General features: G+C 35.4%; 23 protein-coding genes and 3 tRNA genes. 5 read left to right on the top strand and 21 right to left on the bottom strand.

The genetic code is table 4. The features are described from left to right. Position 1: 1 nt before the first annotated feature. Complete coding sequence (rpoE, locus tag MHM_RS00650; RefSeq protein WP_015511503.1) at positions 2 to 430, top strand: DNA-directed RNA polymerase subunit delta; 429 nt, start codon at positions 2 to 4, stop codon at positions 428 to 430. Between the two features lie 10 nt (positions 431 to 440). On the opposite strand, the gene MHM_RS00655 is transcribed toward rpoE, so the two are convergent. Then, positions 441 to 527: transfer RNA gene (locus tag MHM_RS00655), tRNA-Leu, on the bottom strand. Between the two features lie 22 nt (positions 528 to 549). On the opposite strand from MHM_RS00655, the gene MHM_RS00660 reads away from it, so the two are divergent. After that, positions 550 to 867, top strand: coding sequence for a hypothetical protein (locus MHM_RS00660; protein ID WP_015511504.1), 318 nt, complete (start codon positions 550 to 552; stop codon positions 865 to 867). A 50-nt stretch (positions 868 to 917) separates the two neighbouring features. After that, positions 918 to 1,445, top strand: a complete 528-nt coding sequence (gene infC / locus MHM_RS00665) for a translation initiation factor IF-3 (RefSeq protein WP_083859411.1) — start codon at positions 918 to 920, stop codon at positions 1,443 to 1,445. A 41-nt stretch (positions 1,446 to 1,486) separates the two neighbouring features. On the opposite strand, the gene MHM_RS00670 is transcribed toward infC, so the two are convergent. After that, on the bottom strand, positions 1,487 to 2,737 hold the full coding sequence (locus MHM_RS00670) for a hypothetical protein (RefSeq protein ID WP_015511506.1): 1,251 nt from the start codon (positions 2,735 to 2,737) through the stop codon (positions 1,487 to 1,489). Positions 2,738 to 2,766: 29 nt separating this feature from the next. Here MHM_RS00670 and tsf point away from each other — a divergent pair, with 29 nt between their 5' ends. After that, on the top strand, positions 2,767 to 3,633 hold the full coding sequence (gene tsf, locus MHM_RS00675) for a translation elongation factor Ts (RefSeq protein ID WP_146222356.1): 867 nt from the start codon (positions 2,767 to 2,769) through the stop codon (positions 3,631 to 3,633). A gap of 56 nt (positions 3,634 to 3,689) precedes the next feature. Here tsf and MHM_RS00680 read toward each other — a convergent pair whose 3' ends face one another. The 9 genes from MHM_RS00680 to gmk form a co-directional block, all read right to left on the bottom strand. Beyond that, complete coding sequence (locus MHM_RS00680; protein WP_015511508.1) at positions 3,690 to 4,367, bottom strand: hypothetical protein; 678 nt, start codon at positions 4,365 to 4,367, stop codon at positions 3,690 to 3,692. A gap of 14 nt (positions 4,368 to 4,381) precedes the next feature. Beyond that, positions 4,382 to 5,083, bottom strand: coding sequence for a hypothetical protein (locus tag MHM_RS00685; protein WP_015511509.1), 702 nt, complete (start codon positions 5,081 to 5,083; stop codon positions 4,382 to 4,384). A gap of 27 nt (positions 5,084 to 5,110) precedes the next feature. Next, positions 5,111 to 6,205: an ABC transporter ATP-binding protein gene (locus tag MHM_RS00690; RefSeq protein WP_015511510.1), complete on the bottom strand. Its 1,095-nt coding sequence runs from the start codon at positions 6,203 to 6,205 to the stop codon at positions 5,111 to 5,113. A 160-nt stretch (positions 6,206 to 6,365) separates the two neighbouring features. Further along, positions 6,366 to 7,847 carry an ABC transporter ATP-binding protein gene (locus MHM_RS00700; protein ID WP_187286210.1) on the bottom strand — a complete coding sequence of 494 codons (1,482 nt, stop codon included), beginning with the start codon at positions 7,845 to 7,847 and terminating at the stop codon, positions 6,366 to 6,368. A gap of 17 nt (positions 7,848 to 7,864) precedes the next feature. Further along, positions 7,865 to 8,887: an iron ABC transporter permease gene (locus MHM_RS00705; protein WP_015511512.1), complete on the bottom strand. Its 1,023-nt coding sequence runs from the start codon at positions 8,885 to 8,887 to the stop codon at positions 7,865 to 7,867. Between the two features lie 5 nt (positions 8,888 to 8,892). Beyond that, positions 8,893 to 10,008, bottom strand: a complete 1,116-nt coding sequence (locus MHM_RS00710; protein WP_015511513.1) for a FecCD family ABC transporter permease — start codon at positions 10,006 to 10,008, stop codon at positions 8,893 to 8,895. Then, a complete protein-coding gene (locus MHM_RS00715) occupies positions 10,001 to 10,486 on the bottom strand; it encodes an NADPH-dependent FMN reductase (protein ID WP_015511514.1) in 486 nt (161 codons plus the stop codon). Before MHM_RS00715 ends, MHM_RS00710 begins: the two co-directional genes overlap by 8 nt. 1 nt (position 10,487) lies before the next feature. Further along, positions 10,488 to 11,375, bottom strand: a complete 888-nt coding sequence (locus MHM_RS00720; protein WP_015511515.1) for an HAD-IIB family hydrolase — start codon at positions 11,373 to 11,375, stop codon at positions 10,488 to 10,490. 3 nt (positions 11,376 to 11,378) lie between these two features. Continuing rightward, the gene (gmk, locus tag MHM_RS00725; RefSeq protein ID WP_015511516.1) at positions 11,379 to 11,951 is read right to left on the bottom strand and encodes a guanylate kinase; all 573 of its coding nucleotides are present in this window, start codon (positions 11,949 to 11,951) and stop codon (positions 11,379 to 11,381) included. A gap of 60 nt (positions 11,952 to 12,011) precedes the next feature. Between gmk and ileS the strand changes: the two genes are divergently transcribed. Next, positions 12,012 to 14,771 carry an isoleucine--tRNA ligase gene (ileS, locus tag MHM_RS00730; protein ID WP_015511517.1) on the top strand — a complete coding sequence of 920 codons (2,760 nt, stop codon included), beginning with the start codon at positions 12,012 to 12,014 and terminating at the stop codon, positions 14,769 to 14,771. On the opposite strand, the gene MHM_RS00735 is transcribed toward ileS, so the two are convergent. The 10 genes from MHM_RS00735 to MHM_RS00780 all read right to left on the bottom strand — a co-directional run bounded on the left by MHM_RS00735 (position 14,691) and on the right by MHM_RS00780 (position 26,070). Then, positions 14,691 to 15,848, bottom strand: a complete 1,158-nt coding sequence (locus tag MHM_RS00735; protein ID WP_015511518.1) for a hypothetical protein — start codon at positions 15,846 to 15,848, stop codon at positions 14,691 to 14,693. The two genes, ileS and MHM_RS00735, sit on opposite strands and share 81 nt — an antisense overlap. Positions 15,849 to 15,963: 115 nt before the next feature. Further along, positions 15,964 to 16,039: transfer RNA gene (locus MHM_RS00740), tRNA-Trp, on the bottom strand. Between the two features lie 30 nt (positions 16,040 to 16,069). Beyond that, positions 16,070 to 16,163, bottom strand: a tRNA-Ser gene (locus tag MHM_RS00745). Between the two features lie 19 nt (positions 16,164 to 16,182). Then, entirely contained in the window at positions 16,183 to 17,289 is a 1,107-nt protein-coding gene (locus tag MHM_RS00750) for a DHH family phosphoesterase (RefSeq protein ID WP_015511519.1), read from the bottom strand. Between the two features lie 3 nt (positions 17,290 to 17,292). Continuing rightward, on the bottom strand, positions 17,293 to 18,156 hold the full coding sequence (locus MHM_RS00755; RefSeq protein ID WP_015511520.1) for an MPN551 family DNA-binding protein: 864 nt from the start codon (positions 18,154 to 18,156) through the stop codon (positions 17,293 to 17,295). A gap of 4 nt (positions 18,157 to 18,160) precedes the next feature. Continuing rightward, a complete protein-coding gene (locus tag MHM_RS00760) occupies positions 18,161 to 20,236 on the bottom strand; it encodes a class I tRNA ligase family protein (protein ID WP_015511521.1) in 2,076 nt (691 codons plus the stop codon). Between the two features lie 140 nt (positions 20,237 to 20,376). Then, positions 20,377 to 21,996: an aspartate--tRNA ligase gene (gene aspS / locus MHM_RS00765; RefSeq protein WP_015511522.1), complete on the bottom strand. Its 1,620-nt coding sequence runs from the start codon at positions 21,994 to 21,996 to the stop codon at positions 20,377 to 20,379. A 9-nt stretch (positions 21,997 to 22,005) separates the two neighbouring features. After that, positions 22,006 to 23,271 carry a histidine--tRNA ligase gene (gene hisS / locus MHM_RS00770; protein ID WP_015511523.1) on the bottom strand — a complete coding sequence of 422 codons (1,266 nt, stop codon included), beginning with the start codon at positions 23,269 to 23,271 and terminating at the stop codon, positions 22,006 to 22,008. 45 nt (positions 23,272 to 23,316) lie between these two features. After that, positions 23,317 to 24,903 carry a CTP synthase gene (locus tag MHM_RS00775; RefSeq protein ID WP_015511524.1) on the bottom strand — a complete coding sequence of 529 codons (1,587 nt, stop codon included), beginning with the start codon at positions 24,901 to 24,903 and terminating at the stop codon, positions 23,317 to 23,319. Positions 24,904 to 24,909: 6 nt separating this feature from the next. After that, a complete protein-coding gene (locus MHM_RS00780) occupies positions 24,910 to 26,070 on the bottom strand; it encodes an Obg family GTPase (protein WP_222808994.1) in 1,161 nt (386 codons plus the stop codon). Between the last annotated feature and the right edge of the window lie 11 nt (positions 26,071 to 26,081).

The raw sequence follows: 26,081 nt of genomic DNA on the forward strand, positions 1-26,081 counted from the left end.
GATGAAGTTAAATATTAGGGAGTTAATGGATATCGCTCATGAGGTTGCAATAGATAGTTTTGCATATCAGAGCTTTAACTTTTCTAGTTTGTGATCTAAAACATGATCTAAAGCTAAGAATTTTAAGAAGGAACAATTAGAAGAGTGAATTGCTTCATTCTATGTAGAGTTATTGCTTGATCCTAGATTTGTGTATATAGGTACTGATAAGTGAAAACTTAGAGAATTTATGGACTACAATGAGTATCTTAGTCTGGTGGGTAAACGTACTCAGGATGTTGCACTAAGAGAACTAGAGATAGAGGGAAGTGCTCAAACTAGGGAAGTTGAGGAAGTAAGTGATGAAGAGTTGGATGCTCAACTGAGGGGAGCTAAAGTTGAAACACTGGAGGATGAGAGTTATGAATCAGAGGAAGATGCAGAAGAGTAAGTTTTTAAATTGGTGCTCTTACCCAGAGTCGAACTGGGACGATATTACTATCAGTAGCTTTTGAGGCTGCCGCGTCTACCTGTTTCGCCATAAGAGCGAGACCCTATATTTAATTTAAGTTGAATTTTCCACTAAAGGTAGTTTTACCCTTGTCTCTCATTGGAGGGGGAACTTCTGCTGCTTTTTTCACTCCAGCGAGTGTTGCTGAGCAACGTTCAAAAGAAGAGGAAGAGTCGACTAGTCAAAAGGATCAGAAAGGGGAGACTGATGAGGGAGCTCAAAGTGATCAGGGGTCAGGAGAGGCTGCAGCAAGCCCAACTTCTACTGAAGCTAGTGCTACTCCAACTCCTGCTGCCCCAGCCTCTCCTTCTACTCCTTCCGGTGTTGGAGAAGCTGGAAAGGAAGGAACAGAGGCTTCTGCCGCCAAGGCTGCTTAACTGGATGAGGTAGAAACTTAGTTCTGAAACATAAAAATGACAAGAATTTATTAGTTAATGAAGAGATTGAGGGGGAAACTTTCAGGTTAGTAATTGAGGATGGTGTTTCTAGGATTGTAGATAGAGAAGAAATGTTTGAAATTGCACAATCTAAGTCTCTGGATTTAGTCCTAGTAAATGGGGATGCGAAACCTCCTGTAGTTAAGTTACTAGATTATCTTGCATTTGTTAGGGAGAGAGAAAAGATGGCATATCAGGCAGTGAAGAATTCTAAAAATAAGAATTTACAGAAGTTGAAGTCAATTGTATTGAAGTTAAAAATAGATGAACATGATCTGGAGTGGAAGGTAAAAAAAACTAAGCAGTGACTCTCTTCGGGGGAAAAGGTTCAACTATTTATAAAAGCACCGTTTGAGCTTTCAGATGCTACGAAGGAAATTGCGAGAGGTTTATGTGAGCGCTTTAGCCAGTTAATTAAGGAGGAAGGGAGAGCTATAGATCAGTTAAAAGCTGTGAGTAAAACTCAATATGCTTGTACATTTTCTCCAGAACTATCTAAACAGAAGGTAACTTCCTAATCTAAACGTTTAATTAAGGGGGGGGAGCCCCCCCCTTTTTTTTATCTGTTTTTAGTTATTTCTATTGTCTTCTTATTTTGTGAGTTCTGATTCGAGCTCTGGTCAGAATCAGAACTCACTTGTTGCTGGCTCTTGTCATAGTATCTGGGGGTTAAGAGGTCAAGTGAGGAATAAAGAAATTGGTTATCTAGGAGCAATTTCTTTATTCAAGCTTGATTCTCTGTGTTCGAAGATTGATCACTTACTTGAAATTGCAGGTAGTATTTGCGTTTAAAAACATTTTTTTTGGGTGTACCGATATTCATAGCACTTCCGTCCGAAGAAGATGGATCATCTTGTGCTTTGTCGTCTTCTGTTACGGGATCTTGAGCATGCACTACTGTTAAGTCAGACGCAGCAAACAGCGAGGGGTTTGCGTCGAAGAATGAGCGGGGGAAGAAAATAGAGCTTCCCAGAGGGGCTGATCGCTTGAAGCGTTCAAGCGCCAGCCAGTTATTCTCTGGAAGCTGACTCCCTCTAAAGCTTGTCAGACTAGAGGTAGATTTTGGTCAACAGTAGTAATCAGCGATGTTTGGGCATTTGGTTAGATTGTCTTCAGAAACCAGCTTATTGCAGTTGGCTTCTTGAATTGTCTTTTTCAAGTAGCAGTCATCTAGCAGACCTTCCGAGATACCTTTTTCTGGGGTCGCTAAGAAAGCTTTATTAAGGTTTGATCGTAATTCACCGCCCTCCCGTATAAACGCACCGTAATTACACTCGCTAAAGTTGCCTTGTCCAGTAGTGAAAAGTTTGATTAAATCTCCTCGATTCCCCTTCCAATCCCCCTTTCCATCTGAATCCCCCTTTTCGAGGTATTGGTCCAAATCATATGGTTTATAAGTTATCTCCTGAGTACATTTGGGATCTTTTTTGAATACAAAAACTAACGGATCTTGGGCAAAATACACCTGACGATATCCCCCCTCCTTAGTTTCAGTAATCTCACTTTCTAGGCTATAGGGATTAGTATTCTCACTTTTTCGCTCGTCAATAGACGCGAGTATAAAGTCTATCGACTTAGAGGAATAAGATTCTTTCCCCATAGAAGAACCTAGGGGAAGTATATTGACTTCTAGAGTTTGTCCAGAAGCTTTTAACACCTGACTCATAACCCTAATAGGATCGTACATTGAAGCACTTCCCTCTAGGGTAATTGTTTTTATTCCACTATCTCCTGTTGATACAGAGGGAACTATTATTCCCTGTGAACCTCCTAGGCTAAGTAACAGTTTAGTGGCCTGAACTTTATTCATGCTAGAAAAGACTTAAACTCTTAATTATTGTGGAAGTAAATAAAACTTTACTAGTTAAGTTGAGGAGGGAGACATTAGCACCGTTTTCGGCCTGTTCAGAAGCACTCATCTCTAGTAATAATAACTACGAAGAGGCAAAAAAAGCACTTTTCAGTAAAAGCATCTTAAAGGCTAAATCAAATTTAAGTTCAGAGAATGCACTCCCAGAGGGACGTGTACTTTCTATTAATAGTGAAGACTATACCGTAGGAGTAATGTTTAGCTTAAGGGCACAAACTGATTTTGTAACCAATTCAGCAGGATTTCAACAAACTCAATGTACAATAGGAGAAACTCTATTAAATTACGTAAAAACTAATGATATTAATACTCTATCCATATCAGAGGCACAACTCATCCGAGATAGTAGGGACAATTTAACTTTAGAAGATAAGATACTCTCCCTTTCTGCTATTACAAAAGAGAAAATTCAACTAGCTGAACTTTGAATCTCTCCCAGAGGCAGGGATAATATTACACTTTCTTATCAGCACCATAACTCTAAATTAGGTGTATTACTTACACTAAAAAAGAACAACCCTTCTACTACTATAGATTATGCAGAATTAAAAAAATTAGCACTGCACTATGCAGCTGCAGATAGTACATTTCTAACGGAAGATCAAGTTACCACAGCATGGGTAAACGCAGAAAAACAAAAATTGAGGGAAAACTTACTTTCTAAAAATCCTAATATACCTAATCTAGATAGTATAGTGGAGAAACAAATTAGGAAAATAATTTCTGATCAAACTTTCTCTAGTCAAATGTTTATTTTAGATAGTTCAATTGCAATTTCAACTTTACTATCTAAATACGATTTAACTCCTATTTGAGCCGCTAAACTCTCTCTTTAACTAGGAGGAACTAAAGAGGGGGAAGCCCCCCCCTCTTTTTTAATAGTTTTCTATATCTATTTAGTGATAGAAGTTCCTGTTATCTTTACTCATCAGTTATTGGCCATTGTATTGGCTCCTCCAAATTTATTTATTGAGTGGTTTTCTGTCCTTCAATTTTTACCTATACCGTCATATCACTTAATTTTCGTACCAACTTCCTTAATTAATGTAGCTTCTCACTCCTTCCCAGAAGTACTGTAACGATCTACTTTTAATCTGTATTTAGCATCACCTCTCTCGAAGCTTAGGAAGCCACAATATGCATCTTGACCTCCTATAGCTTTACAGTCTTTTCACTCTTGGGAGACTAATCTCAATGTTCCTGTATTTTGTTCTTTTTCTCAGATGGCTTTAAATTCTTCCTTTCAGTTTAAGCCTCTTTCCTTTCGTTGCACTTCACTTTGTTTTTCAATATAAGCACGATTTATTTCAGCCCATACTTCTTCAAGATTTGCATTATTTTTTTCCCCAGTTTCTGAATTTCGCTGGGAAATTTCATCACTGAACTCCATAGTAATCTGTTGAGGAGTATGCTTTTCACTATACAATTCTGAAAGCTCTCTAGTTTCTCCATCTTTTTCCTGAGTATCAGTTGAGTTAAAATAGATCGCAGTCGGCGCACCGATTAGACATGAAGTGCCTGTTGCACAGGCCAGTGCCAATTGAGGTCTTGTCATGGGAATAAGTGCCATATTCTTAGGCTACCTTAAATTTCTATTGAGACTCCCGTTAATGTACTTCACCAGTTATTAGCACTTTGAGCACTTCCCTGAAAGTTATCTATATTAGTAGCCCTGGAATTATCTCATTTATTGGAAGTTTTAGAATACCACTGAATATTACTTCCATTCTTTGTTACTAATGTCACAGCTCACTTCTTTCCACCGCCTCCCTTTCCATATCTGTCAAACTTTAACCTATACTCCTCTCCTCCAATTTTTAACTTAAGATAACCACAATAGTCTGTTTTTCCTCCAGAAATAGAGGCGCAATCCTTATATTCTTGCGCTTCAATTCTTCACTCACTATTAGAGACACTTTTACCTAGTAATATATTTTGTAATTCAGTTTTTCAGGAAAGTATATTCTCTGAAGCTTCTTTATTTTCGGTTTGTTTTTTCAGATATTCCCCAGTTATTTTGGTTCACAACTCACTAAATTTTGACTCCCTTTCCTGATTTTGAACATTATCAGTTTCATTAGAGTTTTGAGATATATTTTCGGGGCCAATTGTTAATTTGTCTTCAATTTCTGAACTAACTTGGGTTAGCTCCCCTACATCTGCCTGAGTTGCTGAGGCAGTTTCTTCACTAGAGCCAGTGTAGTGAAGAAAAACAGGAGTACCTATTGCACAACTTCCTCCAGCAGTTAAGGATAAACATAATTTCGATCTAGAGCTGAAGCCCATTCTCTCCTAGATTTTACTCTGAAAGGCTTAAATAGCCTTTAATTCGTCATTCTTAAGGTTTTCCAATTTTATATGCTTGACTAAATATCCTGAATCAATAATTATTAATTCATCAATATACTGTTTTACCTCACTTATGTCGTGATGAATCATAATAATAGACGCACCGTAATTCTGTTGTAATTCTTTCAGATATTCTAGTACTAGTATCTTGCTTTTTATATCTAAAAAATTGAGAGGCTCATCCAATACTATGATCTTCGCTCCCTGAATAATAGCCCTAGCAATAATAGTTTTTTGCTTATTTCCCCCTGAAAGAGAGTAGAGAGACTTGTGAGCTTCTTTTTCTAAATTAAGTCCCTTTAATACCTTTAGCACTTTTTGCTTTTTTTCTGCTTCACTTATCTTTTTAGAGAGCATTCCTTCCTGCGGATAAAAACCTATGGCTATGAAATCAAGTATTGAGATATCGTGATAGATAATCGAGTGCTGTGGTATGTATGAAATATTTTGCGCAAATGATTTAATGGAGAGCTCCTTAAGTTCCTTTCCTGCTCAGAGCACTTGACCTTCATAGTTAGAGAGCAGGTGAACTATTATTTTTGCGATAGTACTCTTTCCAGAACCATTTTTACCAACTATTGCAATAAATTTATTTGATGCAAGACTCAAATTGATGTTTTTTATTAACTGAATATCTTTTTCTGCCTGCAGATAATCTTTTCAGACGTTAGAAAATCTCTCTAATTTAGAGATATAATTGTGAAGCCTTTTTAGCCTTAGCGGTGCTCTAGAGTATTTAAAAGACAGATTTGACAGTACTAGTAATTTATTTTTGACTAGCTTAGTATCTGGAAACGCTCCCTTCAGGTAGGGTGCTCTAGAGCAATTTAGTACTCTCTCCTCTGAAGCTTGCTCACCTCAAGAATAGACCTGAAAGAAAGATAGGGGATATCTCATGAGTACAGCACCGAAAGGGCTAAATATACCTTCTACTGAGAATCAGAATTTAAACCAACTATCTACATTAGTTCAGGAAGAATAAATTTTCAGTATTAGTCCTGCTTTAATGATTCAGTGCAGAAAAAGACAGATTAGAGAGAAAATAGATAATCCTCTCATAAAGGGAAGAGATTGAAAGCGAAAAGAGTCTATATATAGAAAAAAAGCAGAGAGTAGGGCTCAAACTAGTGCAGCTAAGTGATTGATTGAACTTCATCTTAGCGCAGTCTTAAGAGGTATTTTTAGGTATCACCTCTTTAATAGAAAGTATGCTAACCCCCTAATAATTTAGAGAAGTATTCCAGAGAAGAGAGTTTCACTTCTCTCTAGGAAGAGTTAAGTCGTAAAGTTCATTTAAGAGTGAGGGAGTTAATAATTTATCTTTTTTACCTATCTGATGTATTCTACCTCCCTTCATAGCTATTACCTGAGTTGCCAACTTATTGACTTCTGCAAAATTATGTAGATTAGCAATTATTGTTTTACCTTGAGAATGTAATTTTCTAAAGAAATTCACTAAGAAAGCCCTATTTGCAGTATCTAAAAACGTGGTTGGTTCGTCTAACAGAATGAGTTCAGCATCCTTGACTAAAATACTGGCCAGTATTACCTTTTGTCGTTGGCCTCCAGAGAGGTCTCCTATTTTAGCTCACCTTAGGTGCTGAAGCTGACAATTTTGAATAGCCTTTAGCACTCTTAAGTGATCTACTGGAGTAGCCCTTTGAGTTCTAGCGAGTGTAATAAATCTAGAGCTAAGTAAAAAATCATACACTGGAGTATCTGGAGGAATTGTAAGCTCTTGGGGAATATAAGCTACTCTAGCTCAGAAGTTTCTATTCTTAATAGAATTAAGCGATCTAGAGTTCAAAAGAATTTCTCCCTTACTAGGAGTTAATAATTTTGCAAGCTGCTTTAGAAGTGTAGTCTTGCCCGCACCGTTAGCTCCTATGATTGCATAAAATTCAGCTTTCTGCAGTTTTAGATTTATATCTTTAAGTATTTCCGAATTTTCCAATGAGTAGCTTAGGTTAGAGAGGCAAAGGAGATCGGGATCCTTAGAGCATAGGGGAGCTAATTTGGGAAGTTCCCTATATTGTGCAAATTGTGATAGCTTTCTCCGGTATTTAAGCATTCATCCAGGCAGTTGAGTTAAAAGATGGTAGATAAGTCACTTTAACTTTTCTTTTTTTTCTAGATTATTGAAGTTAGAACAAAAGTACAACGCTGAAGCGGAAAGAGCAACTGCACAAAGTATACAGACAGTAAGTGTAAATACAGACAGCTCAACTCAGTGATTGAGGCTTAAAAATTTAGCTTTAAAGTCTGGGAAAAGGGTATTTATGTTAGAAGTAGAATTATTGTTTTGTTGTGTATTCTCAGTTGTATCCTTTTTTTCTTCTAATACTGCGATTAGATGAGTTCAACTGAGATCTTTTAAAAAAGAGTTAACTAATTGTTGCAATTTCTGGGGATAGAGTTCTGCACTACTTGAGAAATTTCCCGCACTAGCTACCTGAGTGGGCTGAGGAGTTGAGTCTATATCTAGTTGATTTACTAATTTTGTGAGATAAGAGAAGCTACCTGAGTTAAGCATTAAATATCAGGCACTGTGAGAGGGTATGCTCTGAGTGTTTTTACTAGAAGTATTAGAGGTTAGAAAAGAAGCTGCAGAGAGGGATTGATATTTAGTTTCTAGTTGATTATTTACCAGGGAAGTGGCGATTCCACTTAACACAGAGAGAGAGGAAAATGTAGATAGCACTAGGGATTTAAACAACTTTATCTACTGTGTTTAATTACCAAAAATAGAAAAATAGGTGTAATAATTGCTGTAGAAAGAATTCCTATAGGGATATTTTGATCTAAATTTATAGAGATGAAAGTTGCTAGCACCACCAGGAGAGCTCCACATATGAAGCTAACTATTACATTAGATGAAGCTTTATTTCCAAAGATAAATCTCGCAAGATGTGGAGCAATTATTCCCAAAAGAGAGATAGTACCGACTAGTGCACTTTCTAGTCCCGCTAGTATAGAGATAAGTCCAAATAGTAGTTTTTTTAACCCCACAACATTTATTCCCTGAGAAGCTGCATAGTCATTTCCAATCTCTAGCAGCTCTAATTCTCTCCTATAGAGTCAAACTACTCCAGAGACTATAGCGATTAGTACAAAAGAGAGAATAGTTGAAATTCTCCACTCGGGAAAGAGGGAAGTTACTCCAAGATTAGGTAATTTACCATAACTGTATGCTGAGATCTCTGCTGAGAGCTGAGTAGAGTTATTCTTATCTGATTTATTGGAGAATTGGAGAATTGCAATACTAATAGCTTCACAAAAGAATTGGAAGGATATTCCAGATATCACAAAAGATTGAGCACTTTTACGTTTTGAAGAAAGTCTGTATACTATAGCAGTGCCGATGATAGAAGATGCTAGGGAGATAATGGGGAGAAGCACCTTTAGTTGAGGGAGAGAAGTTTTTTCTCCATCAAAATGGAAGTAGATAAATAGGCTGATTGCAATAATATTTAGAGAGCCGATCCCCAGTAGAGAGATGTCAGCTAGGGGATTTTTGGTTAACTTTTGGAGGAGCAGTCCCGCAACACCTAGCGCCCCTCCACTGAATACTGCTAGAAAATATTGTCAGAGTCTTGGATTGATCGCTTGATAGGAAAAGTCGTACTGACCATTTAGGGAGAACAACATAAAGAAGGTGGCAGAACAACTTAATATTCCCAGAGATATTCATTTAGTCGGTGCGGACTGGTAGCTTAACTGGAGGGCATTAACCTTATTCAAAAGGCTTACTCCCTAGTCAAGAGAAAGAGAGAAGCTGCGCCTAGCGCAAGTATTAAGTTAGAGGTAGAGATTTCCGGTACGTAACTATTTACTGTAATTGCAATCATTAAAAGCAGAGCTGAAATTAGAGAAGAAGAGGGAATAATAGCTTCATATTTTCGAGTTTTTAGAATCCTTCGCGCTAAGTGAGTACTTATTAAACCTACAAATGAGATATTTCCCACTAGGTTAATAGTTAAGGTGTTACAACATAAAATAGTGGAGTAGCCTAGAAATTGCAACATTCTAATATTTACTCCCAGAGAGTGTGCTTGATCAAAACCTAGTTCAGCTAAATTAAGACTCTTAGCTAGACATCTAGTAAACAAAAAAAGAAGCACTGTGATAGGCATTGCATATTGCAGTAATTGAAATTGAGAGGGAAATAATTCAAATATATTTTCAGCCCCTCCAAGTGCCAGCGCAAAAGAGGTATTAACTGAGGTAACACTATAGGCTTTTACAAGATGAGTAGCTGTTCTGAAAAAGATATTGAGTACAAGTCCGAAGAGAATAATGAGTGTGCAGATATTTTTTCTCTCTCAGGAAACATTGCTGTTGAATATAAAAAGGATAAGCATAAATACAAGGAAAGCACAAAAAAAAGCCATCAGGAAATGCGCAAAATAAAAATTTCCTATTTCAGCACCCAAAAACACTTTTAATAGCATTAGTCCAAAGGCAGCACCATCAATCATTCCTAGTGTAGAGCAATCAGCTAATGGGTTTTGAAGTAGTGACTGAGAGATATTTCCAGAGATAGCAAGTAAAACCGCTGCAAGTATAGAGGCAATAGAAATTCATACTATCTTCTGATAAGGTTCATAATTTGGACTTTCACTGCCTGAATTTTGAGTTGGTCTAGACCCAAAGAGAGGGCCTAAGAATTCCTCCAGCTCCCACTTGGGGAGCTGTCTAAGGAGATTAACTACAAGTAATAGGAGAGTAAGACCAAATAGGGAAAATAGTATTAATCTTTTTCTAGTAAGTAGTTGTAAAAATAGGGAAGAAGGTCTCGAATTTTCCCTTGCCTCATATAAGGGTATAGGGGGATTGCAAGCAAGTGCACAGCTACTAGACATATACTCGTAATTTTTCTACTAGTTTTTGCATAGAGCTTTCTTTAGTAGTATTTACAAACTTTATCTCTTCTGCTCCCAAAGAATTAAAGGTATTTACACAAACTTGTTCAAATTCTCTAGTACCTATTTCAGTGGAACTCACTCCAATAAGTATTACCCTTTTAGCATAGAATATGTTTCTAGAGCTAAGACTACATCAATCTAGTACATTTTTAAAAAACGCTGAAAAATTGTAGTTATATTGCGGGAATACAAAAATTAAATTATGATGGGTTTTAATTTTTTCTACCAAAAAAGAAATTGAAGCAGGAAGTTCTTTTTCTGCAATTACCTCATTACTCAATATCGGAATTATTTCAGTGGGATTAAAGTAGAGCGCTCAAATCGAGAGCTCTCTTGAAAGGCCTTCTGTTAATTCCTTGCTTTTAGACTGTTTACTATTGCTACCACATATGATTATTGTGTCGCGCTTATTCAAATTAGGTAGAAAATTTTTCTATAGTTCTTGCTACTGCCTTTCCATCAACATTAGAGGTGTAAAAGTTTATTAAGTTAGGATCATACTTAAAAGTTATCTCTGGTGAAAAATCAACTGCTGCTCCAAAACCGCAGCCCTCAATCATACTTACGTCATTTTGTTCATTTCCTATTCCGCAACATTCCGATAAAGCTCACCCCTCTCTTCTTATTATTTCCCTAATTGCTGAAAATTTATTTATTTTTCGATCTATTACCTCAAATAGTCACGCGCCGTGAGTGGCTACATAAAATTCAGAGAACTTAGTCTCTATTAGCACCCTTAGTTTATCGGAATTTTTATGTAGTGTAATGAAGACTACTTTTTGAATTTTGCCTCACCCATTTCTGTAATTTTCAACAGTACTAATTTTGAGTACAGCATCATATTTTTTCGCAAATTTTCTGCCCACAATAAGTGAAAGGCTCTGATCATCTGTATATAATTCTTTATCTTCAGTCAAAATTAAAAAAATCACTACATAGTGTCTCCTTAAATATTGAATTAAGCTCAAAAGTTGAGAGCATCTAAAACTTTGAGAGTAAATTACCTCTTTTGATCTATTGTCAAAAAGCACTCCTCCATTAAGGCAGATAAGGTATGGAATTTTATATCCTCCTAACCTATACTCTAACCAGTTGGAGATTGCTAGTGCCCTTGAAACATTTCTTCCTGTAGCAAGTATAAAGTGATGCTCTCCATCTTCCAGAAATTTACTTATAGTGGATAGAGTGTAAGTTCTTATTTTTCCCCAGAATCATTTATGCGGAGATAAAAGTGTCCCGTCAAGGTCACTAAAGATAATTTTTATCTGAGGTTTGCATAAATATTTGAGTTCTTTTTCTGACAATAACTAGCTATTTAAACCTAATTCCCTAGAAAATATTTGAGTTAATTCGCGTAATGCTTTATCTACAAAGTCATTTAGCACCTTATATTTGAACTGGGAAATTTCCTTTAATTCAGATTCAGCCTTTTGAATTCTCTCCTTAATTTCTTGCTCATTTTCAGTGCAGCGTGCCTCTAGCCTTTCCTTTAATTTACTCGCAGAAGGAGGATAGATAAATATAGAGACAAAGTCTTTTAACTTCTTCTTAAGTTGCTGAAATCCAATAATTTCTATTTCTAGAATTACATTTTTTCCCGAGTTAAGCAGCAGTTCTAGTGGAGCTTGTAGAGTGCCGTAATACTCTCCAAAGAAGTAAGCATATTCCAGAAATTTCTCTTCTTTTATTAACTCTTGAAACCTCTTCTTAGTAATAAAGTAGTAATCTTTTTGATCAATTTCCCCTTCCCGGGGGGCTCTGGATGTGCATGAAATATTAACGTGAAGATTTAATTTTGTATTCTTTACCAATCTAGAAAGTAGAGTTTTTTTCCCAACACCGCTAGGACCACAGACAACAAAAAGTTTTCCCTGGACCAACTAGAGAAGAGTTAATACACTAGTCTAACCTCTCGATTTATATAACTTAAATTTTCATAAATGGTTAAGTTCAAAGATACTCTTTTTTTACCTAAGACAGATTTTCCAATGAAGGCTAATTTAGTGGCTAAGCAAGAGAGGTTTTGAACTTTTTGAAGGGAAAATTCTATTTACCATAAAAGGTTATCCCTAAATGAGGGAAAACCTAAATACAGGCTTTTAGATGGACCTCCTTACGCTAATGGTGCTATTCACATGGGTCATGCTTTTAACAAAATATTGAAAGATTTTGTAGTACGTTGAAAAAATATCTCAGGTTACCAATGCAGTTTTATTCCCGGTTGGGACGTACACGGCCTACCCATTGAAAATAAGGTAGAAAAAGATGTCAGGGGTTTTAAAACCCTACCGGAGTCAGAAAAACTGAGAGTCGCTCATGAGTTCGCACTCTCTCAGGTAGAGCTGCAAACTAATCAGCTATCTCAGTTAAATCTCTGTTTTTCGTTGGATAAAAAATATCTCACCTCGGACAGAAAATTTATAGAAAATGAGTATTCCCTCTTTACAGAATTGTGATCAGCAGGGTTAATCTACAGAGAATTAAAACCTGTAGCTTGATCTTATTCTTCAGAAACAGCCTTAGCTGAATCTGAATTAATTTATAGGGAAGTAGAGTGTGAAAGCATTTATTTTTGCTGAGAGATAGTAGACTCTCCTAATACTCAGTTAAAGGGGGTCAAATTAATCATTTGGACTACCACCCCCTATAGCCTAGAGGCAAATCTTGCAGTGGCTTTTAACCCTAAATTAAGCTACTCCACCTTTAAATATCAGCATCAAACATATTTAGCTTCGGAAGAATTCATTTCCAAGGCAAGCTCTCTTTTTAATTGTGCAGATTATCTAATCACTAGTGAAGACAAGGTAGCTGCTGCAGAATTAGAAAACTCTCGATATCTAAATAATCTAACTGGGGAGATTAATCCCATTTTTTCCGCCTCTTTTCTGGAGGGAGGAGTTGGCAGCGGGCTAGTCCATTTGGCACCAGGTTTAGGTGAAGAAGACTACTTAATTTGCAGAGAGCATCAGCTTTCACCTTATTGCGTGATTAATGAAAAAGGATATTTTCAGGAAGAGGCTAAATTTTCTCCAATTTCCGGAAAATTTTATCAGGAGGCTTCTAAAACAGTTATTGAATTTTTAGAAGCTTCGAAAAATTTGATTTTAGTTCAGACCATCAAGCATAAAAATGCAACTGATTGGAGGACAGGCACCCCTACCTTTTATAGGGCTACGCAGCAGTGATTTTTAAATTTGGAAGCATTAAGGGAGAAATTAGCAAATTCTCTCAAAAAAGGAAATTGAATATCACAACCCTCTTGATTAGCTGACAAATTAGGAGAGACTATTCTCTCCAGAAAAGAATGATGTTTATCTAGACAACGCAGCTGGGGAGTTCCAATTCCAGTAATTTTTAAAGATGGAGAAATTTATGGAGGGCTTAAACAATTAAAGAAAAATATTTCAATCTTAGTTGAAAGGGGAATTGAGGCTTGACATATTCTCCCAATTGAGACATTTTTAGGAGAAACTCTGACGCAAGAGGAGTTAAGTTACTTTAGTAAATGCACTGACATTTTGGATGTTTGATTTGATTCAGGAACAGCTTTTATGCAGATGGGCGATTTTCAATCAGCTCTCTATGTAGAGGGATGTGATCAACTGAGGGGTTGATTTAATTCCTCCACTATATTGTCAGTATTTCAGAGAGGAAAACTGCCCTTCCAAAGATTAGTAGCCCATGGCTTTATACTAGATGAGAAAGGTTATAAAATGTCTAAATCTCAGGGAAATGTAGTAGATCCTCTTCAAATAGTTTCAAAAGTTGGTAGTGACATTTTTAGGCTTTGGGTAGCTTCTTCAAATTTTTATAAAGATATTCGATTTAGCTGAAACCAGTTAAGCTCAATTGAGCAGCAATATAGAAAATTTAGAAATGTTTTGTTTAAATTTTCCCTCTCTGTATTGCCTAATTTTGACTGAAGTGCAGTAAAGATTTCAGCTTTAAAACCAAAACAATTAGGGAATCAATATATTCTGCATTTTTTTGTAAATACACTAAGCGAAGCGCACCGCAAATGCGAATGTTTAGATTTTCAGAAAATTATTAAGTTATTTTCAGAATTTGTAGAGTTATATTCTGCTTGATATCTAGAGCTGGCAAAACCCATTCTCTATTCTCGAGAAAATGAGAATAATCTCAAGTCCGAAATAATAGATACTATTGCTGCAATTTTTAAATATTCTCTGCAATTACTCTCTATTTTTATTCCGCAGACAGCAGAGGAAGTCTATAGCCATTTAAACTTTCCCTCTAAAAAAGAATCTCTCTGATTGGAGGATTACAAGATAGAGGAGATCAGGAATTTAGTACCGGTGGATGAAGCAGCATGAAATCATTTTTTTAAGGTAAGAACGGACATTTTAATTCAATTAGAAGAAAAATATTCTTCAAAAGAGTTGACTAGTATTAGGGAGGCAAGAATACACATTCCTTCCGAGGAATTGAAATATTTTGATACTGACACTTGAGCTCATCTGCTGGGAGCTGCAGAAGTAGCTAAAACTTCTGAAAAAAAAATTCAAATATTTAAAACACAATTACAGAAATGTCCTCGTTGTTTGCTCTATTCTCAAGATAACGAATGCACCGAATTAAATTGGGAAGGAGATCCCGTATTATTGTGTAACTCCTGCTCTATTGTCCTTAGAAATTATTGGAATAACGCATGCAACAAGAATATATGTCAAGATAACTAAGCCACCCCAGAGAATTACCTGATTTTCCTTTCTGGAGTTTCAGACATAGCTTCTACTTTCCACACTATAGAAACCTCGAAAGAAGAAAAGATTTATCAATAGAATACTTGAGAGTCAGATCACTATAGAAATTTGTTCACTATAGTCAGAGGAAAGTGGCTCAAATAATCAACCCCCTTTAATTGATTGAGTAAGTACAGGTAACACTAGATTAAATAATGCAGAGCCAAGAAATCCTGCACAGGCAGTTTTGTAACACTTAGCTAAAAATAGGAATGTAAATGATGCGAATTCAGGAAAAGAGGTAATTAGACTTAGTAGCGTTCCGAGTCCAATATTTTTAGGAATAGAAAACACTTTTTCGAAATTAGAAACTAAGTTGAAATTGAAAAAGGCTAATGCCGTAAAAGCGAAAAATATTAGTGAAAAAAGACATAGAAATTGGCCATTTCTGTATTTTTCAAATATATTAGTGTAGTTAGGAACAGTCTCCACTTGTGTCTCTGAATTAGTTTTTTTAGCACAAAGCAGGTAGATAATTCAGAGGATTAAGAAGAGTAAGGGAATAAGGTTATACGCACCTATACTGATATTTTTGGAGATATCAGGGAAAATAAAACAAATAGCGAGAATTGCAATCTCCACAGTGGAGATAGCCCAAAGTGTAATTTTGTCCTGAAAAATGGCGCTCGTGAATGCCCTATACTCTTGTCTTGCATTCCTAGTCTGAGCCAATCTGCTCTTTCGAATTACAGCCACTAGAGATAGAAATACCAATTGGACCGAAATAGCTCCAGTTAGGTTATAGAAAGAATCTAGGGAGTACTTTACTCCCTCAGTGCTCTCCTTCTCTGAAACTCGATCGTAAATACCTGCTGTGATAGCATTAATAGCTTCAGCTAGGGAAGTTCCAGCAGCCAATAAGCTGGAACCTACAAAATTTTCAGCCAGTCTAAATCTACTCAATACAGCTTTGATAGCTTCTGTAAATAAAAAGGAAAGATACAGAATGCCAGCACTAGTTATTAAGAAAAAAAATAGAAGTAAGAAGGAATTTTCAAAGAGAGAGGGTAGCACTTAAGAGAGGCTCCAGTACCTCCCCTGAAGGGAGGTAGGAGTATCCCTCTGTTTTATCTAATTAAATGAAGTAGTGAAGACAAAATTATATCTTTTAAAAAGTAATTACATATTATGGCGGGGGTGGCAGGACTCGAACCCGCAACACTCAGTTTTGAAGACTGATGTTCTGCCAATTGAACTACACCCCCAGAAATCTAGTATAGATTACTGAGATATTTTGGCGGAATAGAGAGGATTCAAACCTCCGCATAGAGATATACTCTATCTAACAGCTCTCCAAGCTGCCCTCTTAAATCACTTGAGTACTATTCCAGTGAGAGAAGTCCCTAATTTAACTCTTTCGGAAATTTAATTTTTGGGACAGTTTCCGATAAGTCGGGAGAGCATAAGTTCTCCCGAATTTCTCTCCTCCCGAACTATTAGCATATCCAAATTTGATTAAATAATCGTCTAGTAAGTTTAACAATTCTCAGTATTCTCATTTATGTTTAAACAGGACAGCTGCACTTTTCTTGTGTCCGCCCCCCTTAAATTGTTGAGCAATATTATCTATTGGCAATTCCTTAGATCTGATAGAACATTTTCACCTCTTGATTGATTTATCATAGATAATTATTACCCAAATTTCGATTCCTGCAATATTTTCTAGATTAGAGATGGCAGGCAAATAATCTTGGATTGAATATTTTTGGAGAAGTCTATTAGTCACTATAGAGAAAGCAAGACCATTAGGAGTGATTCTTATATTTTTCACTACTTCTTGATCAAATAATTTTTGATCCAAAGAATTTTCCACAATTAAATCATTTATTGACTTTCTATTTATACCTTTAGAGAGTATTCTTCACAGAATATAGAAGGTGGAGGGAGTCACATTATCCTTTAGGTGATTGCTGTCTGTAATTATTCCTACATATAGATATCTAGATAGGTGAGTTTCAAAAATGTATTTTTCATTTTGTTCTTCTAAAAATAGGAAGAGTTCAGCTAATATTTCTGATGTAGAAGAGTAAGAGTGATTTACAAATTCCAACTGTGAGAATAAGTCCATTTTTGGATGATGATCAATAATAATAGTCTCCCTACAAAGTGTATGTTTTTGAGATAGTACCCTCTCTTGAATAGGAGTATCTACTATTATTCCAAGACTTTCTTTTAATTTTTCATCAGGAAGTTTAGTTTTGATTTTCTCAGTTCAGTGAAATAATAGTTTTTCATTTTTAGTTAACTGTGCCGGTTCTATTCAGATAATGACCTTTTTTTTCGGAAAATTATTTTTTAATCATTTGTGTAATGCAAACACAGAAGCATAGGAATCACAGTCAGGTTTAACGTGTAAAAATAGACAGATATACCTATATTCTTTAATTTTTTGTAGAAATTTGAGTCCAAAAGTTTCAATTACCCTCCTGGTTTGAGGGAGTTTGGGCTCAGACACTTTTTAAAGTGCAGGAAAACCAAATCGGATTCAGTTAAGATCCTGGGGAGTCATAGGGGGGCTTACCCCCTTTATAACGTGTCTTCTATATCAACTCTCAGCCTCTGCAATTACCTGAGAAAATTTTTCTAAATCTATATTCATCTCATCAATTATTACTATCTGAGGATTAGTTTTTCCCAATTCAGCTTTAGGCCTGGCAGTAAAAGTTTCAGGTTTTAGATAGTGAGAAGTATTTAAGAAACCAATGCAGAAATATCCCTTTTCTATCTGACGTAAATATAGATATAGCGCTAATTGATACTGATATTCTTCAGGAATTCTTAGCTGGTTTTCAGAGAAAGCAAATCATTTATGTATATTTCCCTTGTATTCTTTTACCTTAGGGATGCCCTCCTTGTCTTTAACTAGTCTCAATTCATTGTCCTTAAAGGTATAAATATAACTGTCAATAGGTGTAGTTTTAATTTCAATTACTGATTGCACTTTTTTACCCACAATTTCTTCTCCATCAGGAATTCCCCCAAATATTTCATGATCCGGAAAAGCATCATACCCTATTTCTTTAGAGTCATAAGATTTGAAACTTTTATTTAATTCTTTCTTTGCATATTCAAGCAATACTTTTTCAATCACAGTACCAGCATTAGAAAAATACGGCTCGATTTCACTTTCAGTGAATCCAAGGATATCACATCATACCTGAAAAGGAGAGTGATATTTATTTCTTCCAATGACTGCAGCAATTCTTGAGCCTGTAATTTTTCTCCGAAATCTTGTGGATTTTATTCTGCCTAAATTAGTCAGAATAATTTGATTATTTGCGAAGTAAAAATCTTCAGGATAGAGATAATTTTTAAATTTCACTCTATTATTTTGTAATTAAATTGATTACCCTGTGAGGAATCACTATATACTTTTCAAGAGTTTTATTTAGTATTAAATTTTGGTATTCTGGAGTTTGAGAAAAATGTGCAAAAATTTGCTCTGGAGTCTTCAATTTTCTCGGAAGTTTTATGGAGAGTCTATATTTGTTATTTAGTTGAATAGAGTAGTTAGAAACTTTTTTGGTATCTGATGCTGCAATTGTAGGTCAGGTCGAGAGATATACAGATTCTCGTTGATGTAGAATTTCTATTCAAATTTCTTCAGCCACTGAAGGCGCTAGATAGGAAAGTACCTGAATAAATGATTTAGCTTCAGTTAAATTTTTTAATTCCTTATTTTTAAGATATTTGAAGTAAATCATTAGCTCTGAGACCAACATATTGAATTTGAAAGAGGTAATATTAGATTCAATTTTTAAGAGAAAAGCTGCCAGTGTATTTTCATCTAGACCATGATTGCTAATTACTGACTTAATTGAGACGAAGTAGGAGTATATTTTTTCCAACCACGTTTGAAAACTATGTAATTGTCTGTTATCTCAAAATTGGGTTAACTCTAAAGGGCCTAAAAAGGCAACACTTAACCTAATTTCATCAGCTCCGTATTTCTCCAGCAGACCTGAGACAGAAACATAATTTTTTTTAGATTTAGACATTTTTTTTCCATCTTCTCCAAGTATCATTCCCTGATTAACTAAATATTTAAAGGGTTCTGGTAGAGTTTTTAAATTAAGTATTTCACATATAACCTTGTATCAAAAACGAGCATAAATTAAATGCATTGTTGCGTGTTCTTGACCCCCAATATAGAGGTCTACTGGCATTCACCTTTCAATTAATGTTCTAGCCTCTCTAGACCAGAGGGGGAGATAACCTCCCCCCTCTTTTTTAAGTAAATATGCTAGGAAATATCAGGAGGAGGCAGCTCAATTAGGCATAGTATTAGGGTCTCGTTTAAAACCGGGAGATTTAATCATTCATTCTTCATAGTGCTCTAATGGAGCCGAATATCCTTCTTTCCGTTCAATAACTTTATATGGAGGCAGCTTTAAGGGAAGCTCCTCTTCAGTGAAAATATGACCATCGCTGTCATAATAAATAGGAAAAGGCTCTCCCCAGTACCTTTGTCTCGAGAAAATTCAGTCTTGTAATTTAAAGGAAGTCTCTCTAGGCAACATTTTTCAATCAATGTAGTAGGGTAATTGTTTTTTACTCATAAATTTTTTATAGATTGGAAATAATTCTTGGTCAGAGGGAGGTTCTCCAACTTTAAACTGAATAGGTATTTTTACAATGGTTTGAGCATCGTTGTAGTAAAAGAGAACTTCCCCATCTTTAGGAGTATTGGATAAATTTAGTAATTTATATATTTCAGATGTTTGATAGATATAAAAACCAGAAATGGATCGCAATTGATCAAGATCAGACTCAAAATGATAGAATTCTCTTCCTTTAAGTTTCAAGGTAAATTTGTAGACTTTTTGTAGACCGATTCACTCATTCTGAATTGTTTTAATTCTTTCAGGCCAATCCAGTAATTTCAAATCTTCACTTAAAGCCTTAGCATACCTAGTAATTTTGAGCACTCATTGGTTTAATTTTTTATGTTCTACTGGAAAATTTCCCCTTTCGGAATAGTATTTACCATCCTCACCTAGATAAATCTCTTCATTAGCTAAAACAGTATGTAATTCTGCTACCCAGTTAACTTTTTGTGACTCTATTGCCGCTAATCCCCGGAGGTATAGTTGGATAAAAATTCACTGAGTTATTGCATAGTATTTAGGGTCAGTACTATCTATCTCTTTTGAGAAATCATAGCTAAAAAATAGGGATTTCAATTCTGCTCGAAAGTTTGAGATATTTTTCTGTGTAAATGTATTTGGATCAGATTTATTTTCGTTCGCAAACTGTTCCGCAGGCAGACCAAAGGCATCTCATCCAATGGGATGTAATACAGAAAATCCCTTCATCTTTTTGTACCTTGCAATAATATCCGTAGCTAGATATCCTTTTACATGACCAACATGCAATCCCACCCCCGAAGGGTAGGGAAACATATCTAATACATAGTATTTAGGTTTAAGAAGATCGTCTTGAAATTTATATGTATTTTCCCTCTCTCACCTATCCTTTCACTTGTGCTGTATCTCAGATAAAACTTTTTTTCCCTCAGAGATGTCGTTAAAGAGAGATTAAATTAATTAACTGGTTTGTAGGAACTCATTGAACATACTCCATGAGAGTTTTTAGGGAATGCAATTACATCTCTAATTGAGGAAAGATGTAAGATCGTTTGAATGAATCTCTCCCACCCTATAGCTATTCCTAGATGAGGAGGAACACCATATTGGAGAGCTTCTAGAAATCATCCAAAGTTTTCCTGAATTTGTACATCAGTTAAACCTAAAAGTTGGAATATTCTCTTCTGGAGATTGCGGTCTGTAATTCTTTCTCCTCCAGAGGCAATCTCTACCCCATTAAGCACTAAATCGTAACCACAAGAGTTTCATTTCAGGTGATCTTCTTTCACCTCTTCTGGAATATTAGGTAATGTGAAGGGATGATGCATCACCTTAAGTTCCTTCGTGTCACTCAATTCAAAATAAGGTCATTCGACTATTCAGACAAATTTAAGCTCTCTGCTCATTGTAAATACTGCTGATTGCTCTCAGATTACCTTTCTCAACTCACCCAATTTTCTGAGCTGAGAAATGTAGTTTTTATCATCGCTAGCGAGATACAAAAGCGTTTTATCTCTCGAAAAATTTAATTTATTGAGGTAGGAGAGAATCCACTCTTCATAATTTCCTTCCCTCTTCCCTTTATCATTGGTTTGAATCCAATTAATGTTTGAATCCAATTTTGCGAAAAATTCTGATGTGAGTTGATAGGAATTATCAAGTAAAATGCAAAAGCAATATTCTCCACTCTTTAGAGAATCGCCCACTTTTTCATATAACTCAAAAATTTCTATGGGATTTCTCAAATCAGGGCTATCAGTACCATATTTCCAGATAGCATCTCTGTATGTAATGACAGAAAAATTTTTAGGTATTGCAACCTTTGGGAGTAATTCGGAGCATATTTTGTTAATCAAGTTTTCAATTAACTCAAAAATTTCCTTTCTAGCGGAGAAAGATAATTCTATATCTAATTGAGTGAACTCGAATTGTCTATCTTCTCTTAATTTTTCTGCCCTAAAACTGGTTGAGAACTGAAAATATTTCTCAAATCCTCCTATCATAAGTAATTGTTTATACATTTGGGGAGACTGAGCCAGTGTAAAGCTACTAGGGGAGACTGAATTTGGAAGAGTTGAAAAAGTTTGAGCTCCCTCTTTCGAGGGAAAGGAAAGAATGGGAGTAGTAATTTCAATAAAGTCCAGAGAGTGCAAAAATGAAGAGGCAATAAATTTTGCTCTTGAATTAAATACAATAGAATTTTTGATTTTTTTTCTCCTTAAGTCTAGATATCTATATTTCATTCGATGTCGCTCTTCACTCACTTTTTCTTCTCCCAAGTCTATAGGTATAGCTTTTTCAGCCCTCGATAATACTTGAATAGATTCTCCAAAAATTTCATAATTCTCCTCTCCCCTTTTTTTGGAGGCAACACCCTCAATGAAAACTACACTCTCCTTACTCAGTGGAATTAATTTATCTTTTGGAAAAACTACCTGAATAGAAGAGGTGCAGTCCCTTACTATCACGAAGGCGATATTTTTTAATTTCCTAACATGTTCCACAAATCCCCCAATGACAATTTTTTGGGTATTAAATTCTCTAACTTTATCTATGGGGATTTTCCCCGAGAGCAATTAAGAAGCCTAAGCTTCTTGGAAAGCTACCCTTCTTATTTCATTCACTAGAGAATTTCCATCAGCTAGCGAAAAGTGAATTTTGTAATTTTTCAGTTGCTGTTTTAGTATTATTTCACCTTTTGTCTTTTCCTGTTCTCCATAAATTAGAAGTCATTGAATATTTAATTTTTCAGAGAGTCTAAAGTGAGTTTTTAATTCCCTGATATCTCAATTAGTTTCCACAATTATTCCTAGAAGCCTCATTCTTTTTATGAATAGTAAAATTTCCAACTCAATATTGTCTAGTAAATAGCAAAGATATACTTTTATCTTTTTTCGTAATGGCCAGTTAAATGAAGTTTCATCTAGCACTTCTTGTAATCTCTCTAAACCTAAAGCCATGCCTATAGAAGATATATGATCAGCATCCTTTGCAAATCTTTGAAACATTTCATCGTATCTTCCCCCTCCTGCGATAGTTAAACCATTGTAATTTCACTCAAATACTAGACCAGTGTAGTAGTCTAGACCGCGCACTAAAGACTCATCTCATACATACTGAACATTTAATTTAGTTAAATATCTTTTTATTTCAGCAAGATTTAAAGTTTCTATATTAGTGAGAAGATGTCTTATTTTTGGAGATGATTTAACTAATTCTGTCTGAGAGTCTCGCTTATCATCTAATATTCTTATAGGATTTTTAAATATTCTTTCTTGAGATAATTTGCTGAGTTGCTGAGGGGAAGATTCAAAATAAGTAGTTAACTGACGAGATCATTTTCTCTTGGTATCGGAATTAGATAAATAATTAATGCGCAGTTCTAGGTTTAGGTTAAATGTTTTTCTCAGCAATTCATCAAGCGATAGAATAAGTTCTATTTCATGAAAGATAGAGTTGCATCTGATTAGCTCTACCCCAAATTGAGTAAACTCTCGAAACCTCCCCTTTTGCGGTCGTTCATATCTAAAACATTGCGAAAAATAAAAAAACTTTAGGGGAGAGGAAGAGCGTTGTAAAAGTTTATCTGTAAAAACTACTCGAGAGATTGCAGCTGTCTCCTCTGGCTTTAAGGCATATTTTTTGCCTTCCAAATAGAATAGCTCTTTTTCTAATATACTTTCACTATCTGGCTTCTCTCCAACGAATAACTCACTGTGTTCGAATGTAGGAGTTTCTATTTCCTGAAAATTAAATTTTTCCGCCCATTTAGTTAACTCCTCCTGCAATCATCTTTTTTTCTCAAGTCTCTCTCCTAACAGGGTTTTTGTGCCTCTCGGTTGAGTTAACATTTAAGTTTTAAGTTTTTAAGGCCCTTGCAGGCCTCTTATTTTTAATTAATAGTTTTGCTGTATTGCCGCAGATATCAGACTTGAAAATAAGGGTTCTGGAGATAAAGGTCGAGAATTAAATTCTGGATGGTACTGCACCCCTATAAAAAAAGGGTGCCCCTGCAATTCTACTCCCTCAGCAATGTTATCTGATCAAGCAGTAACTTTTAGGGAAGATTTTTGAAAATTAGCCTCCTTTTGAGATAATTCCCAGTTAAATATATATCTATGTCGATGTCTCGCAACCTTTTCGGCCGAAGAGTATACTTTGTAAATTAGTGAATTTTCACTAAATTTAATAGTTTGGTCACCTATTCTCATTTCCCTGTTGGGTTTTCAGGAGGTAATTATTGGGTACTCAGCTGCAGAGTCAAACTCCAAACTGTTAGCTAGAGAAACATTTAACACATTTCTAAAAAATTCAATGATTGTTAACTGCATGCCTAAGCATAGCGCCAAGAATGGAATTCTTTTTTCTCTAGCATATTTAATTGCAAGAAATATTCCATCTAAAGATTTATGACCAAATCCTGGAGGAATACAAATTATCTGAGCTGATTTCAACTGACTTTCTGTAGTGAGTAAATCAGATTGAATAATTTCTATATTCAATTTAGCTGAAAGCGAACTTGCAGCAAATTCTAGAGATTGAATAATGGAATAATATGATTCCCTCGAGGCAGAATATTTTCCCACTATGATTACATTTATAGTTTTTGAATGCTTGGACTGAAGTTGGGCATTAAAAGACTCTCAGGAAGCTATTAATTGAGTATTAGTTTCTCGTTTTTCCAATTGAAGTAAAGTTGACAGTTTAGAAAACAATTTTTCCTTTTTATAAAGATAATTGGGTATTTCATAAATATTTAACTGATATGGAGCTGAAACTATTCTCTCACCAGGTATTGAGGGAAAATTTTGACTTATTTTGGTGAGCTCAGCCTCCGTTAATACTGACTCTCCCTTAATAATTAGTAGATCAGGATTTATTCCTACTTCCTTTAAAAGAGATACTGAATGTTGAATGGGCTTTGTTTTAATTTCTCCATTGTGATTTAAAGTCAAGGCAGGAGCCACATGTATGAAAATCATATCACTGTTTTCTTTTCGGGCTTTCAATTGAGAAGCAGCTATTAAAAACGGTTTCTGCTCTATATCAAAAACAGTCCCTCCTAACTCTATTAGTAAAACGTCTGTATTTTGAGACTCAAAATGATTTATTTTAGAGATAATTTCTTGCACTAAGTGAGGAACTACCTGCACAGTTTTTCCCTGAAATTCACCCCTCCTTTCTTTTTCGAGTAACTCATAGTAAATTTTTCCAGAGGTATAGCATGATTGAGAGCTTAATTCTAGATCCAAAAATCGCTCATAATGTCCCAAATCTAAATCAGTTTCTTCACCATCTTTAGTAACAAAAACTTCTCCATGCTGCAATGGGGATAAAAATCGCGAATTGTAATTTAAATAGGGATCAAATTTCAGTACATTACAGCTGAATCCCTCAAACTGAAGCACCTTACCTATTGAAGAGAGAAGGACTCCCTTTCCCAGTGAAGAATATACACCACCAGTCAGGAAAATTATCTTCATTTAGATTTAGTAAATTTCAGTTTCAAGCGCACCGACCTTAAGCTTTTCCCCCCTTTTCCCCCCTGTTCTTTTTAACTGTTTCATAATTTCCTCTAACTTAACTTTTTGCTTCAACCTCTCTATATTATGTATTGTTGTCTGGGGAATCCTTTCCCCTCAATAGGTGATGGATTGCGAATTAACCTCTCATCCTTCAGGAGTCTTTAAAACTTTTAGTTCTCCCTTTTCAGGAAAGAGTTCATCTGAATATTCCACATATTCAGCGTCTGTGTTATTCTCGGGAGATAATGCAGGAAGAGGAGAAGGAAGGGAAGCGACAAATTCAACTAATTTTTTACTCATAATTTGTTTTTGAAGTTCCTCCAGGGGGAGGGGCCATACAACTCCATATCTAGATAATATTTTTTCCCCTTTATATTCAGAGTTTTCTGACTGTATCAATATTGTTAACACTTTAAATTTGTTAAATTTTTCTAAAAAATTTTGAGCTAACTTTATATTTTTGCTATCTTCTGATTTCAAGAGAAATATACAAGTTGCACAAAATTTTATGGCTTCTGGATAATTATTTAAGTCAGCGCTGGAAAGCCTTAAAAATTCAATCTTTGAGCTGTATAAAACGGATTTTTCAAAAATATCAGTAGGCTTACATTTGGTATCTAAAAAATTTCAAAATGCGATTAACACTGAATTTTCAACTTTTAAGAATACCTCTTTTTTTGCTCCTTTCTCTCCCAATTCATATAGTCAGGGAGATTGCAGTTTAGCATTTCTAAAAGATTTGTTGCCCCTGCCTCCTCGGCCCCCCTTACATGCCAAGTAAGTTTCTCCCGCTCTTTTTAAATGCGATAATCTCATTTTTTTAGTTGGATCGTAGATTTCAGTAGAGGGGGGAACTTTGAGAATTAAATGCGCAGCAGATTTTCCGTTTTTATTATTTTTTTGACCATTTTCCCCCCTTAAAGCTTTTAATTTTTGAGGTTGAATGTGTGCAAAATCTAATATTTTGGGTTCTACCTGAAAAATTATTGAAGCACCATTTCCCCCATCCCCTCCAGCGGGACCCATTCTGGAGTTATATCGATTTCTAGCTCAGGAGATAATTCCATCCCCTCCAGCTCCCGATTCTAATGTAAGTTTTAAATATCAAATACCTCTAGTTTCCAGTTGAAAATGAT

Source organism: Candidatus Mycoplasma haematominutum 'Birmingham 1', assembly GCF_000319365.1.
Classification (GTDB): domain Bacteria; phylum Bacillota_I; class Bacilli_A; order Mycoplasmatales; family Mycoplasmoidaceae; genus Eperythrozoon_A; species Eperythrozoon_A haematominutum.